This is a genomic window from Pseudomonas sp. 1 R 17, from assembly GCF_900067035.1.
In the GTDB taxonomy this organism is placed as follows: domain Bacteria; phylum Pseudomonadota; class Gammaproteobacteria; order Pseudomonadales; family Pseudomonadaceae; genus Aquipseudomonas; species Aquipseudomonas marginalis.
Genome location: NZ_FKLB01000047.1, coordinates 103,222 through 120,994 on the forward strand (window position 1 = coordinate 103,222; position 17,773 = coordinate 120,994).

At 63.0% G+C, this 17,773-nt stretch carries 12 protein-coding genes and 2 riboswitches; of the genes, 7 read left to right on the forward strand and 5 right to left on the reverse strand.

Translation table 11 applies throughout. The annotated features are described in order from the left end of the window. Positions 1-16: 16 nt before the first annotated feature. Positions 17-3,727, reverse strand: a complete 3,711-nt coding sequence (metH, locus tag BFP99_RS16745) for a methionine synthase (protein ID WP_065947743.1) — start codon at positions 3,725-3,727, stop codon at positions 17-19. Positions 3,728-3,893: 166 nt separating this feature from the next. Here metH and BFP99_RS16750 point away from each other — a divergent pair, with 166 nt between their 5' ends. Further along, complete coding sequence (locus BFP99_RS16750; RefSeq protein ID WP_065947744.1) at positions 3,894-6,185, forward strand: fatty acid cis/trans isomerase; 2,292 nt, start codon at positions 3,894-3,896, stop codon at positions 6,183-6,185. A gap of 93 nt (positions 6,186-6,278) precedes the next feature. After that, entirely contained in the window at positions 6,279-6,863 is a 585-nt protein-coding gene (gene nfuA, locus BFP99_RS16755; RefSeq protein ID WP_017136914.1) for a Fe-S biogenesis protein NfuA, read from the forward strand. A gap of 181 nt (positions 6,864-7,044) precedes the next feature. On the opposite strand, the gene cobM is transcribed toward nfuA, so the two are convergent. The 4 genes from cobM to BFP99_RS16775 form a co-directional block, all read right to left on the reverse strand. Next, on the reverse strand, positions 7,045-7,791 hold the full coding sequence (cobM, locus tag BFP99_RS16760) for a precorrin-4 C(11)-methyltransferase (protein WP_065947745.1): 747 nt from the start codon (positions 7,789-7,791) through the stop codon (positions 7,045-7,047). Between the two features lie 70 nt (positions 7,792-7,861). Continuing rightward, complete coding sequence (locus BFP99_RS16765; RefSeq protein WP_065927905.1) at positions 7,862-8,254, reverse strand: cobalamin biosynthesis protein; 393 nt, start codon at positions 8,252-8,254, stop codon at positions 7,862-7,864. After that, positions 8,251-8,955: a CbtA family protein gene (locus BFP99_RS16770; RefSeq protein ID WP_065927904.1), complete on the reverse strand. Its 705-nt coding sequence runs from the start codon at positions 8,953-8,955 to the stop codon at positions 8,251-8,253. Before BFP99_RS16770 ends, BFP99_RS16765 begins: the two co-directional genes overlap by 4 nt. A gap of 11 nt (positions 8,956-8,966) precedes the next feature. Then, entirely contained in the window at positions 8,967-9,155 is a 189-nt protein-coding gene (locus BFP99_RS16775) for a CbtB domain-containing protein (protein ID WP_027606475.1), read from the reverse strand. Between the two features lie 96 nt (positions 9,156-9,251). Continuing rightward, positions 9,252-9,457: riboswitch (cobalamin riboswitch) on the reverse strand. A gap of 42 nt (positions 9,458-9,499) precedes the next feature. Next, positions 9,500-9,700, forward strand: a riboswitch (cobalamin riboswitch). A gap of 92 nt (positions 9,701-9,792) precedes the next feature. Here BFP99_RS16775 and cobW point away from each other — a divergent pair. The 5 genes from cobW to BFP99_RS16800 all read left to right on the forward strand — a co-directional run bounded on the left by cobW (position 9,793) and on the right by BFP99_RS16800 (position 17,725). Then, the gene (gene cobW / locus BFP99_RS16780) at positions 9,793-10,854 is read left to right on the forward strand and encodes a cobalamin biosynthesis protein CobW (protein WP_065947746.1); all 1,062 of its coding nucleotides are present in this window, start codon (positions 9,793-9,795) and stop codon (positions 10,852-10,854) included. A 3-nt stretch (positions 10,855-10,857) separates the two neighbouring features. Then, positions 10,858-14,619, forward strand: coding sequence for a cobaltochelatase subunit CobN (gene cobN, locus BFP99_RS16785; RefSeq protein WP_065947747.1), 3,762 nt, complete (start codon positions 10,858-10,860; stop codon positions 14,617-14,619). 125 nt (positions 14,620-14,744) lie between these two features. Further along, a complete protein-coding gene (locus BFP99_RS16790) occupies positions 14,745-15,743 on the forward strand; it encodes an ATP-binding protein (protein ID WP_065947748.1) in 999 nt (332 codons plus the stop codon). Positions 15,744-15,796: 53 nt separating this feature from the next. Continuing rightward, complete coding sequence (locus BFP99_RS16795) at positions 15,797-16,399, forward strand: vWA domain-containing protein (RefSeq protein ID WP_065927977.1); 603 nt, start codon at positions 15,797-15,799, stop codon at positions 16,397-16,399. A gap of 177 nt (positions 16,400-16,576) precedes the next feature. Continuing rightward, positions 16,577-17,725, forward strand: a complete 1,149-nt coding sequence (locus BFP99_RS16800; protein ID WP_065924691.1) for an integrase core domain-containing protein — start codon at positions 16,577-16,579, stop codon at positions 17,723-17,725. Positions 17,726-17,773: the final 48 nt, after the last annotated feature.

Here is a 17,773-nt window from a genome sequence, read left to right on the forward strand (position 1 = left end):
GACAATCCAGGCCGGCTTAGTTGTCGTAGCCCAGGTTCGGCGCCAGCCAGCGCTCGGTCACGGCCAGGTCCTGGCCCTTGCGCGCGGTGTAGCTGGTCACCTGGTCCTTGTCGACCTTACCGACGGCAAAGTACTGCGCCTGCGGGTGGGCGAAGTACCAGCCGCTGACCGCCGCCGCCGGGAACATCGCATAGTGCTCGGTGAGGAACACGCCGCTGCGCCCAGCCTGCATTTCGCGGGCCTCGGGGTCGAGCAGTTGGAACAACTGGGCTTTCTCGGTGTGGTCCGGGCACGCCGGGTAACCGGGGGCAGGGCGGATGCCGCTGTACTGCTCCTTGATCAGCGCCTCGTTGTCCAGTTGCTCGTCCTTGGCGTAGCCCCAGTGTTCCTTGCGCACCTGCTGGTGCAGCCACTCGGCACAGGCCTCAGCCAGGCGGTCGGCCAGGGCCTTGACCATGATCGAGTTGTAGTCGTCACCCGCGTCCTGGTAGGCCTTGGCCACTTCCTCGGCGCCGATGCCGGCGGTGGTGATGAAACCACCGATGTAGTCGGTCACGCCGCTGTCCTTGGGCGCGACGAAGTCGGCCAGGGAGAAGTTCGGCTTGCCGTCGGTCTTGATGATCTGCTGGCGCAGGTGGTGCAGCCTGGCAATCGGCTGGCCGTCTTCGCCGTAGACTTCCAGGTCATCGTCCTGCACCTGGTTGGTCGGCCAGAAACCGAACACCGCACGGGCGCTGATGAGTTTTTCGTCGATCAGTTTCCTGAGCATTTCCTGGGCGTCGGCGTACAGCGCGGTGGCGGCTTCACCCACCACTTCATCGGTCAGGATGCGCGGGAACTTGCCGGCCAGGTCCCAGGAGATAAAGAACGGGGTCCAGTCGATGTACTCGGCCAGGACGTTGAGGTCGATATTGTCCAGCACCCTGGAACCGGTGAAGGTTGGCTTGACCGGCGCGTAGGTGCTCCAGTCGAACTGCGGCTTCTTGGCGATGGCCGCCGGGTAGCTCAGGCGTTCGGTGCGCGCACTGCGGTTGGAGGTGCGCTCACGCACGTCGATGTATTCCAGGCGGGTCTTCTCGACGAAGCCGGCCTTCAATTCCTTGGACAGCAGCTGCGTGGCCACGCCCACCGCACGGGAGGCGTCGGTGACGTAGATCACCGCGTCGTTGCTGTACTTGGGCTCGATCTTCACCGCCGTGTGCGCCTTGGAGGTGGTCGCACCGCCGATCATCAGCGGCAGGTGGAAATCCTGGCGCTGCATCTCGCGGGCCACATGCACCATCTCGTCCAGGGACGGCGTGATCAGGCCGGACAGCCCGATAATGTCGCACTTCTGCTCCTTGGCCACCTGCAGGATCTTCTCGGCCGGCACCATTACGCCGAGGTCGACGATGTCATAGCCGTTGCAGCCGAGTACCACGCCGACGATGTTCTTGCCGATGTCGTGCACGTCGCCCTTCACCGTGGCCATCAGGATCTTGCCCTTGGCTTCCGGCTTGTCGCCTTTTTCCAGCTCGATGAACGGGATCAAGTGGGCCACGGCCTGCTTCATCACGCGGGCGGATTTCACCACCTGGGGCAGGAACATCTTGCCGGCGCCGAACAGGTCGCCAACGATGTTCATGCCGGACATCAGCGGGCCTTCGATCACTTCGATCGGGCGCGCGAACGACTGCCGCGATTCTTCGGTGTCTTCGACGATATGGGTGGTGATGCCCTTGACCAGCGCGTGTTCCAGGCGCTTGTTGACCGGCCAGCCGCGCCATTCTTCGGTCTCGGCTTCTTTTACGCTGCCGTCGCCCTTGTACTTGTCGGCAATGGCGAGGAGGGCGTCGGTGCCTTCCGGGGTGCGGTTGAGGACTACATCTTCCACGGCATCGCGCAGCTCGGCCGGGATCTGGTCATAGATCTCCAACTGGCCGGCGTTGACGATACCCATGGTCAGGCCGTTGCGGATCGCATACAGCAGGAACACCGAGTGGATCGCCTCACGCACCGGGTTGTTGCCACGGAACGAGAACGACACGTTGGACACGCCACCGGAGGTCAGCGCATACGGCAGCTCGTCGCGAATATAGGCGCAGGCGTTGATGAAATCGACGGCGTAGTTGTTGTGCTCTTCGATGCCGGTGGCGACCGCGAAGATGTTCGGGTCGAAGATGATGTCTTCCGGCGGGAAGCCGACTTCATTGACCAGGATGTCGTAGGAGCGCTTGCAGATTTCCTTCTTGCGCGCTTCGGTGTCGGCCTGGCCGGCTTCGTCGAACGCCATCACCACCACGGCGGCGCCGTAGCGCTTGCACAGCTTGGCGTGGTGAATGAACTGCTCGACCCCTTCCTTCATGCTGATGGAGTTGACGATGCCCTTGCCCTGGATGCACTTGAGGCCGGCTTCGATCACTTCCCACTTGGAGGAGTCGATCATGATCGGTACGCGGGAGATGTCCGGCTCGCCGGCAATCAGATTGAGGAAGGTCACCATGGCCTTCTTCGAATCGAGCATGCCCTCGTCCATGTTGATGTCGATCACCTGGGCGCCGGCTTCCACCTGTTGCAGGGCGACTTCCAGGGCTTCGGTGTAGTTGTCCTCGCGGATCAGGCGGGCGAAACGCGCAGAACCGGTGATGTTGGTGCGCTCGCCGACGTTGACGAACAACGAACTGCGATCAATCGTGAACGGCTCCAGGCCCGACAGACGGCAGGCCTTGGGGATGTCTGGGATGGTGCGCGGCGCGTAGCCGGCCACGGCCTTGGCGATGGCTTCGATATGGCCCGGGGTGGTGCCGCAGCAGCCGCCGACGATATTGAGGAAGCCGCTCTGGGCGAACTCTTCGATGACCTTGGCGGTTTCCGACGGCAATTCGTCGTACTCGCCGAATTCATTGGGCAGGCCGGCGTTGGGGTGCGCGGACACATGGGTATTGGCTTTGTTGGACAGCTCTTCCAGGTACGGGCGCAGCTCGCTGGCGCCGAGGGCGCAGTTCAGGCCCACGGAAATCGGCTTGGCGTGGGCGACCGAGTTCCAGAAGGCTTCAGTGGTCTGGCCCGAGAGGGTACGGCCGGAGGCGTCGGTGATGGTGCCGGAGATCATGATCGGCAATTCGATACCGAGCGCTTCGAACACACCCTGCACGGCGAAGATCGCGGCCTTGGCGTTGAGGGTGTCGAAGATGGTCTCGATCAGGATCAGGTCGGCACCGCCCTCGATCAGGCCTTGGGTGGCCTCGGTGTAGTTCTCCACCAGTTCATCGAAGGTGACGTTGCGGTAGCCGGGGTTGTTCACATCGGGCGACAGCGAGCAGGTGCGGCTGGTCGGGCCGAGGACGCCGGCGACGAAACGCGGCTTGGCCGGGTTCTCGGCGGTCTTGGCATCGGCGATCCTGCGCGCCAGGCGTGCGCCTTCGACGTTCAGTTCATAGGCCAGTTCTTCCATGCCGTAGTCGGCCATGGAGATACGGGTGGCGTTGAAGGTGTTGGTTTCGAGGATGTCGGCTCCGGCATCCAGGTAGGCCTTCTCGATCCCGCCGATCACGTCCGGGCGGGTGAGCACCAGCAGGTCGTTGTTGCCCTTGACGTCGCTCGGCCAGTCGGCGAAGCGTTTGCCGCGGTAGTCGTGTTCTTCCAGTTTATAGCTCTGGATCATCGTGCCCATGCCGCCGTCGAGGATCAGGATGCGTTCCTTGAGGGCGTGGTGAAGGGCTTGCAGACGAGCGCTACGATCGGACATGGGACTACTCTGGTCAGGCATTACGGAGGGCGTGGATCATAACAAACCTGTGCGGATTTGCGGCATGTCCGGGTTTTGCATGAATATCGCTCATGTTGAGAGGGGGCATGGCCCGGTAGAATCACCGCGACTTATAAATCGCACGTATTGAATCGGGACCGGATACATGTCACTTCGTCTTATCGTCAGCGCCGTCCTGGCATTGATAGCCAGTACCGCTCTGGCGGAAGGTCCCCCTCAGGCGATCTCCTATACGCGCGATATTCAACCGATCTTCACCGAGAAGTGCGTGGCTTGCCATGCGTGCTACGACTCGGCCTGCCAACTGAACCTGGGCAGTGCCGAGGGCGCGGCGCGCGGTGCGACCAAAGTGCCGGTGTACGACGGCGAGCGCAGCCAGGCCACACCCACCACGCGCTTGTTCTATGACGCCTTCGGCAAGCAGGCGTGGCAGCAGAAGGGTTTTTATTCGGTTCTCGACGCCCAGGGCAGCCAGGCGGCGCTGATGGCGCGCATGCTGGAGCTGGGGCATACCGCAGCGCTGAAGCCCAATGCCAGGCTGCCCGAAGAGATCGTATTGGGCCTGAACCGCGAAAACATGTGCGCCACACCCGGCGAGTTCAACGCCTATGCCGGTGCCCATCCCAAGGAGGGCATGCCGTTGGCGGTCACCGGCCTGAGTGACCAGCAGTACCAGACCCTGCAACGCTGGCTGGCCTCTGGTGCACCGATTGACCAGCAAGGCGTGGCCCCCAGCGCCCGGGAAGCCGCACAGGTGCTGCGATGGGAGAACCTGCTCAACGCCCCCGGCGCGCGGGAAAGCCTGGTGGCCCGCTGGTTGTTCGAGCATCTGTTCATTGCGCATCTGTATTTCGAAGACGGTGAGCCTGGGCATTTCTTCCAGTGGGTGCGCTCGCGTACCCCCAGCGGCCAGCCGATTGACCTGATCAATACCCGCCGCCCCAATGACGATCCCGGCACCCGTGTGTACTACCGCCTGTGGCCCGTGGAAGGGGTGATCGTCCACAAGACCCACATCACCTACCCCCTCAGCGCGGAGAAAATGGCGCGGATCAAAGCCCTGTTCTACAGCGGCGACTGGCAGGTCAGCGCCTTGCCCGGCTACGGCCCCGGCCGGCGGGCCAACCCTTTCGAGACTTTCGAGGCGATTCCGGCCCAGGCGCGTTACCAGTTCATGCTGGATAACGCCGAATACTTTGTGCGCACGTTTATTCGCGGGCCGGTGTGCCGCGGGCAAATTGCCACGGACGTGATCCGCGACAATTTCTGGGCGTTGTTCCAGGCGCCCGACCACGACCTGTACGTCACCGATGCGCGCTATCGCGGCCAGGTCACGCCGTTGCTGGCGATGCCAGGGCAGAATGACGATGTGGGCAGTGTGCTCAGCCTGTGGCTCGAATACCGCGATAAGCGCAACCAGTACGAAGCCCTGCGGCGAGACAGCTATTCCGAGTTGCCGGCACCCAGTTGGTCGACCCTGTGGGCCGGCAATGACAATGCCCTGTTAAGCATCTTCCGCCACTTCGACAGCGCCTCGGTCAATAAGGGCCTGATTGGTGAAGTCCCGCAGACACTGTGGTTGTTCGACTATCCGTTGCTCGAGCGCACCTATTACCAACTGGTGGTCAATTTCGATGTGTTCGGCAACGTATCGCACCAGGCCCAGACCCGGCTGTACTTCGACCTGATCCGCAACGGTGCCGAGCAGAACTTCCTGCGCCTGATGCCGGCCGATAGCCGCGATGCGTTTATGGATGATTGGTACCAGAACAGCGGCAAGATCAAGCTGTGGCTGGATTACGAAGCCATCGACGACGACACGCCTACTGCCTTGCACCTGGATAAAAAGGACCCCAAGCGCGACTTCGCCAACCAGTTGCTTGCCCGCTACGGTGACCTGAATGCCAGCCCGGATCCGATCAACCGTTGCGGGGGCGCGTTTTGTTCGCGCGACGGTATCGACCCGGCGCTGCAGGACGCCGAACAGGCGCTCAGCCGCCTGACTTCACGCCCTGCGGCGGGGCTCAAGGTGATTGACCAGTTACCCGAAGCGACGATGCTGCGCGTCGAAACCGCCAGCGGCAAGCGCGTGGTCTACAGCCTGCTGCGCAATCGTGCTCACAGTAACGTGGCATTTCTGCTGGGCGAGGCTTATCGCTATCAGCCGGGCCTGGACACACTGACCCTTTACCCTGGAGTGCTCAGCAGTTACCCGAACTTCATGTTCAACATCCCTGCCCAGGAAGTGCCCGAATTCGTCGCCGAAATGGAGCGGGCCAAGGACGCCAATCGCTTTGAGAAAATTGTCGACCGCTGGGGCGTGCGCCGCAGCCACCCGTTGTTCTGGCAGTATTTCCACGATTTGTCCCAGTACATCCGCGAGACGACGCCGGTGGAAGAGGGGGTGCTGGATATGAACCGTTATGAAAACCTCTGACAGAGGTCAGCGTCTTTTCCGACAAAATTACTCGGACTTTGTACCTGCGTAATATTTTGGCGTAAACTGCCGGCAAGCCTGTGAGGAGTTTCCATGACTGCCATAACCATTACCGACGCCGCCCACGATTACCTGGCTGACCTGCTGTCCAAGCAGAACACCCCGGGTATCGGCATCCGCGTCTTTATCACCCAGCCTGGCACCCAGTACGCCGAGACGTGCATCGCCTACTGCAAGCCCGGTGAAGAGAAACCTGAAGACACCGCCCTGGGGCTGAAAAGCTTCACCGCGTATATCGACAACTTCAGCGAAGCCTTCCTGGACGATGCCGTGGTCGACTACGCCACCGACCGCATGGGCGGCCAATTGACCATCAAGGCGCCCAACGCCAAGGTGCCGAACGTCAACGCCGACAGCCCGGTCAACGAGCGCATCAACTACTATCTGCAAACCGAGATCAACCCTGGGCTCGCGAGCCACGGTGGTCAGGTCAGCCTGATCGACGTCGTCGAAGACGGCATTGCCGTATTGAAGTTCGGCGGCGGCTGCCAGGGCTGCGGCCAGGCAGACGTGACCCTGCGCGAGGGCATCGAGCGGACCTTGCTCGAGCGTATTCCGGAGCTCAAGGGCGTCCGTGACGTGACAGACCACACGCAGAAAGAAAACGCCTACTACTAAGGTGTTCACTGCGAACAAAAAACGGCGCCCGTGAGCGTCGTTTTTTATTATTAAAATTCAAACAGTTATGCCATCTATCTAACAAGTAGGATTAAGTGTGGGAGGGGGCAAGCCCCCTCCAAAATTTTTTGTATTTAGTCATTTAAATCAATGGATTGCTTTGATTTTTTGAAGTAAATCATCAAGGTCGATAAAGGTGCGCATGCCCTGCCCGATACAACGACGACTCACTGAAACTATCACTCGCCAGTACCCGACCTACCACAATCAACGCCGTACGCCGAAAGCCCTTGGCGGCGACTTTGTGGGCAATATCGCTGAGCGTGCCGACGGCCCAATCCTGATCCGGCCATGTCGCCCGGTGTACCACGGCAATCGGGCAGTCTGCTCCGTAGTGCGGCAGCAGTTCGGCGACGATCTTGTCCAAATGGTTGACCCCCAGATGAATCGCCATGGTGGTGCCATGCCGGGCCAGGCTGTCGAAGTCCTCTCCGGCCGGCATGCGGGTTTTATCGGCGTAGCGGGTCAGGATCACGCTTTGGGCGATGTCCGGCAAGGTCAGTTCGGTCTCCAGCAACGCTGCGCAGGCGGCCACTGCGGTGACGCCGGGAATGATCTGGAAGGGGATGCCCAACTCGCGCAGGTAACGGATCTGCTCGCCAATCGCGCCATACAGGCTCGGGTCGCCGGAGTGCACGCGGGCCACATCCTGGTCGTTGGCGTGGGCGGTCTTGATCAGTTCGATGATCTGTTCCAGGTGCAGTTCGGCGCTGTTGACCACCTGTTGCGCCTGATGACCCTCCAGCACCGCCGCCGGCACCAGCGAGCCGGCATAGATGATCACCGGGCAACTGCGGATCAGGCGTTGGCCTTTGACGGTGATCAATTCCGGATCGCCGGGGCCGGCGCCGATGAAGTAGACGGTCATGGAGGATTCCTGTGGAAAAACGGGCGAGCATGAAGATTGCTCATGATCGGGATGGGCGATTATCGGGATTTTAGCCGGCGCCGGCCAATGCAAAGGTGGCCTGGGCGTTTTTCTGGCGGGTGATCAGCAAACGGGCAGGGCCGCCGCAGAGCTGTTCGGCCAGGGCCAGGGCGGCACTTTCGGCGATGCCGTAACAGCCGGTATGGGCGAAGGCGACCGTGGACCGGTGACTCAGCCTAGCTTCATAAGCCGCCAGTTGCCCGGCGCTGAAACGCTGCAACGGCAGGTTGAGCAACCGGGCCAGGGCGAGTAATCCGGGCTCATCCTGCCTGCGGTCAATACTGGCCAGCGCGCTGACACGCTGACGCTCGATCCCGCCTGCGGCGAGGGCGCTGTCGAACAGCGCCAGCAGGGTGTCGACATCACAACCCCGCTGGCAACCCAGGCCGACCACCAGGGTCATGCCGAGTATTGATCGTCGCGGTTGCGGCGGAACAACCAGGCACTGATCAGGCCAAGGGCCAGCCAGAACGCCACGTTGGTCAACTGCGAAGCGATCTTGAACTGCGCTTCGAGGGCTTCCGGCGCCAGCATCGAATGGGTTTCCGGCTGCGGTGCACCGATCACATGCGGCACCACCAGGATCGCCACGCCCAGGACTTTCAGCAGCCAGTTGCGACCAAACACGATCAGCGCAATCCCGGCCGCCGTGGAGGCAGCGGTGCCGATCCACCAGATCTGCCGTTGTGCCAGGTCAGCGGCGGCAGTGCCCGGCAGCTCCGGTGGCAGGCCCAGGGTGGGCGCCAGCACAAAGGTCGCGTAACCGGCCAGGCCCCACAGCAAGCCTTGGGTCGTGCGGGTCGGTGCGCGCAGGGTGTAGAGGCCGGCCAGCATCAGGGCGAAGCCGACGGCCACCACCAGGTTGCCGCCGGTGGTCGACAGCACGCGCTGCCAGCCGTCTTCCGGCTCCCAGGCTTCGGCGTCGTGGGTGTGTGCGGCGGCGCCAGCGGCGTGCTCATGGGCCACTTCAGTCGCGGCCGGGGCCTTTTCAAAGGTTTCCGCCTGCAGAATCAGCGGCGCGACCCAGAAGCTTTGCAGCAGGGTCAGCAGCAGGGCGGCCAGCAGGCCGGTGAACCCTGCGGTTTGCGCAATACGCTTGATCATGTCGGCAGGCCTCAGTGGCACGGGAACGCGGCGCTGTGGCGGGTATCGTGGGCAGCGTTGTGCACCGCCTCGATGTGCGAGAAACCGGCGAAGTACACCAGGCACGCGCCGAGGATCGACGCACCGATGGCGGCGGTCAGGCGTTGGCTGAGGGTGGCGGAGCTGCTGGCGGTGTGCGAGGTGCTGCTGATGATCGACATGGCGCGTCCCTTTCAGGTGTCAAGGTGACACGAGCGCATGCAAACTCCGCGAGCCAGGCACGCAGGGTTTTAACAGCGCCCGCCCACCGCGGGTTTGTTATTCGATGTTATTCGGGCCGGTCTCCGGGCTTGCGAGGGACACTGGGTCTATAAAGCGTCGCCTTCCCATGCCGTACAGGCACAGTGGATCTGACGCTTCACTCGCTTACCGTTGCGGGGGCAGCACCGGACTCGTCATGACGCCATGACTCACCGGTTTCCCGTTTCACCCTGTGAAGGGCACCCGAAACAAGATGTGTAGGAGAGCATGGGCCGGGGACGGTAGTCAAATGCGGCGAGCCCCTGTAGCCTTGCACCCTCGAGGTTCTTCGGCCCAGGCCGAAGCTAAGAAGGGAACGCGGTCCAAGCCGCGGCTGCCCCCGCAACTGTGAAGGGTTTATCTGACTGCCACGCCACTGCCACTGCGGCGGGAAGGCGCAGTCGGCGCCGGTCGCAAGACCCGCAAGCCCCAAGCCAGGAGACCTGCCTCGCCACCGATTTTCCAATTCAACCGGGCGGGGTGATCCGGTGACGAAATCCGCTTCTGCGCGCCGCCGCAGTGCCTATCGTCCCGTATGCCCGCCCCAAAGGGCATCCGATGAAAACACTGGCCAAACTCCCCGTCACCATCGTTACCGGCTTCCTTGGCTCGGGCAAGACCACCTTGCTGCGCCATATGCTCGACAACGCCCAGGGCCGTCGCATTGCGGTAATCGTCAACGAGTTCGGCGAGTTGGGCATCGACGGTGAGATCCTCAAGCAGTGCTCCATCGGCTGCACCGAAGAAGAGGCCAACGGCCGTGTGTACGAGCTGGCCAACGGCTGCCTGTGCTGCACCGTGCAGGAGGAGTTCTTCCCGGTGATGCGCGAACTGGTCGCCCGTCGTGGCGACCTCGACCATATCCTTATCGAAACCTCGGGCCTGGCCCTGCCAAAACCCTTGGTGCAGGCCTTCCAGTGGCCGGAAATCCGCAGCGCCTGCACGGTTGATGCGGTCATCACCGTGGTCGACAGCCCGGCCGTGGCCGCCGGCACGTTCGCCGCGTTCCCGGATCAGGTCGATGCCCAACGCAAGCTCGACCCGAACCTGGACCACGAATCGCCGCTGCACGAGCTGTTTGCCGACCAACTGGCCAGCGCCGACCTGGTGATCCTCAACAAATCCGACCTGATCAGCGCCGAAGACCTGGCCCGCGTGCGCCTGGAAGTCGCCGAAGAGCTGCCGCCGGCGGTGAAGATCATCGAAGCCAGCAGCGGTCGCCTGCCGTTGGACGTATTGATCGGCCTGGGCGCGGGTTCCGAAGAACATATCGACGCTCGCCATAGCCACCACGATCATCACCACGAAGGTGAAGACGAGCATGATCACGACGCCTTCGATTCCATCTCCATCGACCTGCCCCAAGCCGACGAAGCGCTGCTGCTCGACGCCCTGAACCAGTTGGTGGTTCAGCACGGTATCCTGCGGGTCAAAGGCTTCGCCGCCATCCCGAACAAGCCGATGCGCCTGCTGATCCAGGGTGTGGGTACGCGTTTCGACAAGCACTTCGACCGTGCCTGGGGCGCCGACGAAGCGCGCATCACACGGCTGGTGCTGATCGGCCAGGCGCTGGATGCGGCGGGCCTCGAAGCGCAACTGCGCGCTGCCCTCAGCGTTTAACCCATGCACCTGCTCAGGACTCAGCCCGGTGGTTTCGTCGCGGACGACAATATTGCCGACCTTGGCCAAACCCCCGCCGAACTGGTGGTCCTGTGCAGCGGCGATTCCAGCCTGGCGCTGCTGGCCGAAGCGGCCCAGCAGTTGCCCGAGGATTACCCCAGCCTGCGCCTGGCCAACCCGATGCAGGTGCAGAACCACGCTTCGGTCGATTTGTATGTCGACGAGGTGCTGCGCCACGCCAAGGTCATCCTGATTTCCCTGCACGGCGGCATCGGTTATTGGCGCTACGGCATCGAGCGCCTGGTTGAGCTGGCCGAGCGCGGCGTTACGCTGATCCTGGTGCCGGGGGATGACCGCCCGGACCCGGAACTCAGCGGCCTGAGCACGGTGAGTGCCGAACAGCGCGACCGCCTGTGGCACTTCCTGCGCCAGGGCGGGCTCGCTAACGCGCTGGATTTTTTCCGCTGCCTGGCCAGCGGCTACTTGGACCGCGATTACCCGTGGGCCGAGCCGCAGACCTTGCCGCGCACCGCGATCTATCACCCGCACAAAGCCAACCCTCGCCTCAATGACTGGCAGACCGATTGGCACGCGGATTGGCCCGTGGCGGCGGTGCTGTTCTACCGCTCGCACCTGCAGGCGGCCAATACCGGTTTTATCGATGTGTTCTGCCAGCGCTTGCAGGCGGCGGGCCTTAACCCGTTGCCGATGGCGGTGGCCAGTTTGAAAGAACCCGGCTGCCTGGCGGTGGTCGAGGACCTGCTGGATGAGGTCGGCGCGGCGGTGATCCTGAACACCACCGGTTTTGCCCAATCCAGCCCCGAAGCCCCGCATCTGCGTCCGTTTCGTCGCAATATCCCGGTGATCCAGGCGATCTGCGCCCAGGATAACCAGCCGGGCTGGCAGGCCAGCGAGCAAGGTCTTGGCCCGCGCGACTTGGCGATGCACATTGCCTTGCCGGAGCTGGACGGGCGCATTATCAGCCGTCCGATCAGCTTCAAGGATCTGGCCTGGCGCAGCGAGCGCAGCCAGTCGGACGTGGTGTGCTACCGCGCAGCGCCCGAACGCATGGATTTCGTCGCCGAGCTGGCGCGCCGTTGGGTCGAGCTGGCACGGGTACCGAATGAGGATAAACGCATCGCCCTGATCCTTGCCAACTACCCGACCCGCGACGGCCGTATCGGCAATGGTGTGGGCCTGGACACCCCGGCCGCCGCGCTGAATATCCTGCGTGCCCTGCAGGCCGAAGGCTATCCGGTGCCGGATCAACTGCCTGAGAGCGGCACTGCACTGATCCATGACCTGCTCGGCGGCGTCACCAACGACCTCGACAGCCTCGACCTGCGCCCCTGCCATCAAAGCCTCGGCCTGGACGACTACGAGGCGATGTTCAAGCGTTTGCCTGAATCCAACCGCCAGGCGGTGCTGGAGCGATGGGGCGCGCCGCACAACGATCCAATGTTCCGTGACGGCCGCCTGATGATTGCCGGCCTGCGCCAGGGCCAGACCTTCGTCGGTATCCAGCCGGCCCGGGGTTACCAGGTGGATGCCAGCGCGGTGTACCACGACCCGGACCTGGTGCCGCCCCATGGCTACCTGGCGTTCTACTTCTGGTTGCGCCACACCTACGGCGCCCATGGCGTGATCCATGTGGGCAAGCACGGCAACCTCGAATGGCTGCCGGGCAAGGGCGTGGGGCTCTCGGAAAACTGCTGGCCGGATGCGCTGCTGGGACCGCTGCCGAACATCTACCCGTTTATCGTCAACGACCCGGGCGAGGGCGCCCAGGCCAAGCGGCGCACCCAGGCGGTGATCATCGACCACCTGATGCCGCCGCTGACCCGCGCCGAAACCTACGGGCCGCTGCGGGACCTTGAGCTGTTGGCGGACGAATACTACGAAGCCCAACTGCTCGACCCACGCCGGGCCCGCGAGCTGCAAAAAGACATCCTCAAGCTGGTGCGCGAAACCCGCATCGACCAGGAGCTTGAGCTGGATGGCGACGCCGATGCCGCTATCTGGCTGCCGCGCCTCGACACCTACCTGTGCGACTTGAAGGAGTCGCAGATCCGCGACGGCCTGCACATCTTTGGCGAATCCCCCGTGGGCCGCTTGCGCATCGACACCTTGCTGGCCTTGCTGCGCATCCCGCGTGGAGACGGCCGTGGCCCGCAATCGAGCCTGCTGCGCGTGTTGGCCAAGGCGTTCGCGCTGGGTTTTGACCCGCTGGACTGTGCCCTGGCCGAGCCCTGGACCGGGCGACGCCCGGCAGTGTTGCAGAAGATCGATGGGCAGCAGTGGCGCACCGCCGGGGATACCCGCGAGCGCTTGGAGTTGTATGCGGCGCGAATGATCGAGCAGGCGTTGGAAGGGCCGCTGGAACAGCTGGAAGAGCCCGGCTGGGAAGAGGTGAAGGCGGTGATCGAAAGCCTGCGCAGCGTCGTGGCGCCACGCCTGGATGCCTGCGGCCCGGCGGAAATGCACGGCTTGCTGGAGGCCCTCGGCGGGCGCTTTGTTCCGGCCGGCCCAAGCGGTGCGCCGAGCCGGGGGCGCCTGGATGTGCTGCCGACCGGGCGCAATTTCTTCACCGTCGATGTGCGTAACCTGCCGACGACCACCGCGTGGCGCATCGGCTTCCAGTCCGCCAACCTGATACTTGAGCGGCACCTGCAGGACCACGGCGATCACCTGCGCCAGCTCGGCCTGTCGGTGTGGGGCACGGCCACCATGCGCACCGGTGGCGACGACATTGCCCAGGCCATGGCGCTGATGGGCGTGCGGCCGGTGTGGGCCACCGGCAGTCAACGGGTGGATGACTTTGAAATCCTGCCCATCAGCCTGCTGGACCGCCCGCGCGTGGACGTCACCTTGCGCGTGTCCGGGTTTTTCCGCGATGCCTTCGCCAACCTGATCCGCCTGTTCGACGCGGCGGTACAGGCGGTGGCGGCCCTGGATGAGCCGGACGACATGAACCCGCTGGCCGCCAAGGTGCGCAGTGAGCGCGCGGCGTTGCTGGCCTCCGGCCTGGATGCAGAGGCCGCAGCGAAACAGGCCGGCTGGCGTATCTTCGGGGCTAAGCCCGGTGCCTACGGCGCGGGCGTGCAGGGCGCCATTGACGGGCGCCTGTGGCAAAGCCGCGAGGACCTGGCTGAGGTCTACCTGAATTGGGGCGGCTACGCCTATGGCGGCTCCGACGAAGGCACCGCTGCTCGTGCACAGTTTGCCCAGCGCCTGAGCCAGGTGCAGGCGGTGTTGCAGAACCAGGATAACCGCGAGCACGACCTGCTCGACTCCAACGACTACTACCAATTTCAGGGCGGCATGCTCGCCGCCGTGGAAACCCTGAGCGGCGACAAGGCCGCCAGCTATCACGGCGACCATAGCCAGCCGGACCTGCCGAGGATTCGCACCTTGAAGGAAGAGCTGAACCGGGTGATCCGTTCCCGCGCCGCCAACCCCAAGTGGATCGACGGCGTGAAGCGCCATGGCTATAAAGGTGCGTTTGAAATGGCCGCGACCGTGGACAATCTGTTCGCCTTCGACGCCACCACGGCGCTGATCGACGATCATCAATATGCATTGCTCGCCGACGCCTACCTGCTGGACCCTGACACCCGGGCCTTTGTGCAGCAGCACAACCCCGCAGCGCTGCGTGATATGACCGAGCGCATGCTCGAAGCCCAGCAGCGCGGTTTGTGGCAGGAACCGGGGGCGTATCGCGAGGCGTTGGAAAACCTGTTGCTGGATATAGAAGAAGACAGCTAGAACGCGAGATGCGGCTTGTTGTGGCTGGCGGGCTTGTTGTGGTGAGCGGGGCAAGCCCGCTCACCACAAGTAGCTTGTTCATGACCGGGTGATTACTTGTACAGCAGAATTTAAAGAGAGAACGGATGACCGATATTCCCCATTTCCCACTGTCCGCCGTGGTCGCTGCCGACGACCTGAAACTGGCGCTGTGCCTGACCGCCATCGACCCGAAGATCGGCGGCGTGCTGATCGAAGGCCCGCGTGGCATGGCCAAATCCACCCTGGCCCGTGGTCTGGCGGATCTGCTGGCCAGCGGCCAATTCGTCACCTTGCCGTTGGGCGCCACTGAAGAGCGCCTGGTGGGGACCCTGGACCTGGATGCCGCGCTGAGCGAAGGCCGCGCGCAGTTTTCCCCTGGGGTGCTGGCCAAGGCCGACGGCGGCGTGTTGTATGTGGATGAAGTCAACCTGCTGCCCGATCACCTGGTGGACCTGTTGCTCGACGTCGCCGCCAGCGGCACCAACCTGATCGAACGCGACGGCATTTCCCACCGCCATTCGGCGCGCTTTGTGCTGATCGGCACCATGAACCCGGAGGAGGGCGAGTTGCGCCCGCAGTTGCTGGATCGCTTCGGTTTTAACGTGGCGCTGAGCGGGCAGACGCTGCCGGCCGAGCGCGGGCAGATCATCCGGCGGCGCCTGGATTTCGACAGTGACCCCGCCGCGTTCTGCACCCAGTGGGCCGGGCAGCAGGCGGCGTTACGCGAGCGCTGCACCCAGGCGCGGGCGCGGCTGGACAGTATCGAGCTGGATGATCAGGCCCTGGCGCAGATCACCGAGCGTTGCTTTGCCGCCGGTGTCGACGGCTTGCGCGCCGACCTGGTCTGGCTGCGCGGCGCCCGGGCCCATGCGGCGTGGCGGGGCGCGGATACCATTGCCGAAGAAGACATCGAAGCGGTGGCGGAATTCGCCTTGCGCCACCGTCGCCAGGCGCAATCCCCACCGGCCAGTCCACCCAAGCCAGGGCAGGCGCCGACACCCTCGGACACCTCGCCCGGCCAAGGCCAATGGGGCGATATGCCCGCACCGGCCCTGCCTACTGGCACGCGCCGAGACGTGCCCACCTGGCCAAAAAAGCCCTAGGCATTCGCCCCCGACCTGACGCGGGGGCGGATGCCCGGCCCAAGGCGGGGCGACTGGACAACGGCAGGCAGGGCAAGGCACGCAGCGCACAGCTGGGTTCGATCAACTGGCCGGGCACCTTGCTCGGCGGCCGGCCGCACTCCCGTGGAGACCTGCGCTACCACCTGCGCAGCCGCTCGGCCCATGAGTTGTGGCTGGTGATCGTGGATGCGTCGGCGTCCACGCGGCGGCATCGTGCATTAACCGACGCCAAGGGCTTGCTCGCCCAGCTGTTTGACGATGCTTACCGGCAACGGGCGCGCATAGCGTTGTTGACCGCCAGCGGCCAGGCGCCGAAGTGGCAGGTACAGGGGTTGAAAGCTGCGAAAGGCCTGGCGGGCTGGCTGGATCAGTTGGGCGCGGGCGGTGGTACGCCGTTGCTGGCGGCGCTGACCGAGGCCGGGCATTGGCTGGTGGCGCGGCGCAAGCGTTATCCGGCCGAGCAGCAGCGTGTACTGGTGATTACGGATGGGCGGCTGAAGGACATTACCGGGTTGCCGTTACTGGCGTGTGCGGGGTTGCTGGTGGATATCGAGCGCGGGCCGATCAGGTTGGGGCGGGCCCAGGAGCTGGCGGTGGGGTTGCAGTTGGATTATCGGCATATCGATGAGTTGTAGTGGCGGTACCACAGCCATCGGGGTGTAGCCCCCTCCCACATTTGATCGAGTACACCCATTTGGAATGCGGTCAGTGTGGGAGGGGGCTTGCCCCGGTACAAACCGGGGACATCGTTTACATTTCTAACCGGGGACATGGTTTACAGGCTAATACGCATGATCAGGAGGTAACTGATCATGCCCTGGAACCAAGAGTCCCCCATGAATCAAAGAATCAAGCTGGTAGCTGATTGGCTTTCTGGCAACTTCACCAAAAGCCAGTTGGCACGCCGCTTTGACGTTAGCCGACCTACCGTCGATAAGTGGATTGCCCGGCACGACGGCGATTTGAGGTCTTTATCCGAACTGTCCCGGCGACCTCACAACAGCCCAAATAAAACCGACGACGAGATTTTGGCCCGTGTAGTCGCGATGAAGGAGGCTCACGATAAATGGGGGCCGAAAAAGCTTCTCGAGCTATTACGGCTGGAAGATCCCTCCGTCACCTGGCCCTCTCCAAGTACGGCCGGTCAATGGCTTGACCGACTTGGGCTCGTCAAAAAGCGGCGCTTCAAACGCCGACACAGCATTTCCCACGCACAAATGCGAAAGGCCGACGAACCTAACAAGACGTGGTGTGCTGACTACAAAGGGCAGTTCAAGATGCTTAATGCTCAGATGTGCTTCCCTTTGACCGTCACAGACCATGCGTCGCGGCTGATTTTAGCGTGCAGGGCCCATCCCAAGATCATGACCCAGCCTGTAAAACAGGCCTTTGAGAGGCTTTTTCAGGAGTACGGCATGCCGGAAGTTATCCGTTCGGACAACGGGGTACCGTTCGCCTCTCCTGGCCTGGCAAGAATATCCACACTGGCAGTTTGGTGGATTCGGCTGGGTATTTATCCCGAGCGAACCATGCCGGGAAGACCCGCCCAGAATGGTCGCCATGAACGAATGCACCGTAGCTTGAAACTTGAGTTGCCCTTAGGGAAAAACTTAGTCGAGCAGCAGCTTTTGCTGGAGCATTTCAGGCATGAGTTTAATTACGTACGCCCTCACGAAGCGCTCGGCATGAAACGTCCGGGAGACTTGTATGTGCCGTCCACCCGAATTTATCCAGGATGCTTGCCCGATGTGGAATATCCGGCAGAAATGAAAGTTCGAAGCGTCAGGCAGGACGGATCGATCAAGTGGAACGGCAAGTTGGTATTTATCAGCGAGGCGCTGTCCGGGGAAAGGATAGGGCTCAAAGAAGCTGAAGATGAAGCTTGGGATTTGTACCTGTGTGATTATCCCTTGGGGAGGCTTGGACGAGGTATGACCCGCGTCCAGGCCTCAAATGTGTAAACGATGTCCCCGGTTTCAGATGTAAACGATGTCTACGGTTCTACACCC

Bases quoted from the DNA above. Each gene is read 5' to 3' on its own strand.
- metH (WP_065947743.1), bottom strand. From the start codon at position 3,727: ATGTCCGATCGTAGCGCTCGTCTGCAAGCCCTTCACCACGCCCTCAAG.
- BFP99_RS16750 (WP_065947744.1), top strand. From the start codon at position 3,894: ATGTCACTTCGTCTTATCGTCAGCGCCGTCCTGGCATTGATAGCCAGT.
- nfuA (WP_017136914.1), top strand. From the start codon at position 6,279: ATGACTGCCATAACCATTACCGACGCCGCCCACGATTACCTGGCTGAC.
- cobM (WP_065947745.1), bottom strand. From the start codon at position 7,791: ATGACCGTCTACTTCATCGGCGCCGGCCCCGGCGATCCGGAATTGATC.
- BFP99_RS16765 (WP_065927905.1), bottom strand. From the start codon at position 8,254: ATGACCCTGGTGGTCGGCCTGGGTTGCCAGCGGGGTTGTGATGTCGAC.
- BFP99_RS16770 (WP_065927904.1), bottom strand. From the start codon at position 8,955: ATGATCAAGCGTATTGCGCAAACCGCAGGGTTCACCGGCCTGCTGGCC.
- BFP99_RS16775 (WP_027606475.1), bottom strand. From the start codon at position 9,155: ATGTCGATCATCAGCAGCACCTCGCACACCGCCAGCAGCTCCGCCACC.
- cobW (WP_065947746.1), top strand. From the start codon at position 9,793: ATGAAAACACTGGCCAAACTCCCCGTCACCATCGTTACCGGCTTCCTT.
- cobN (WP_065947747.1), top strand. From the start codon at position 10,858: ATGCACCTGCTCAGGACTCAGCCCGGTGGTTTCGTCGCGGACGACAAT.
- BFP99_RS16790 (WP_065947748.1), top strand. From the start codon at position 14,745: ATGACCGATATTCCCCATTTCCCACTGTCCGCCGTGGTCGCTGCCGAC.
- BFP99_RS16800 (WP_065924691.1), top strand. From the start codon at position 16,577: ATGCCCTGGAACCAAGAGTCCCCCATGAATCAAAGAATCAAGCTGGTA.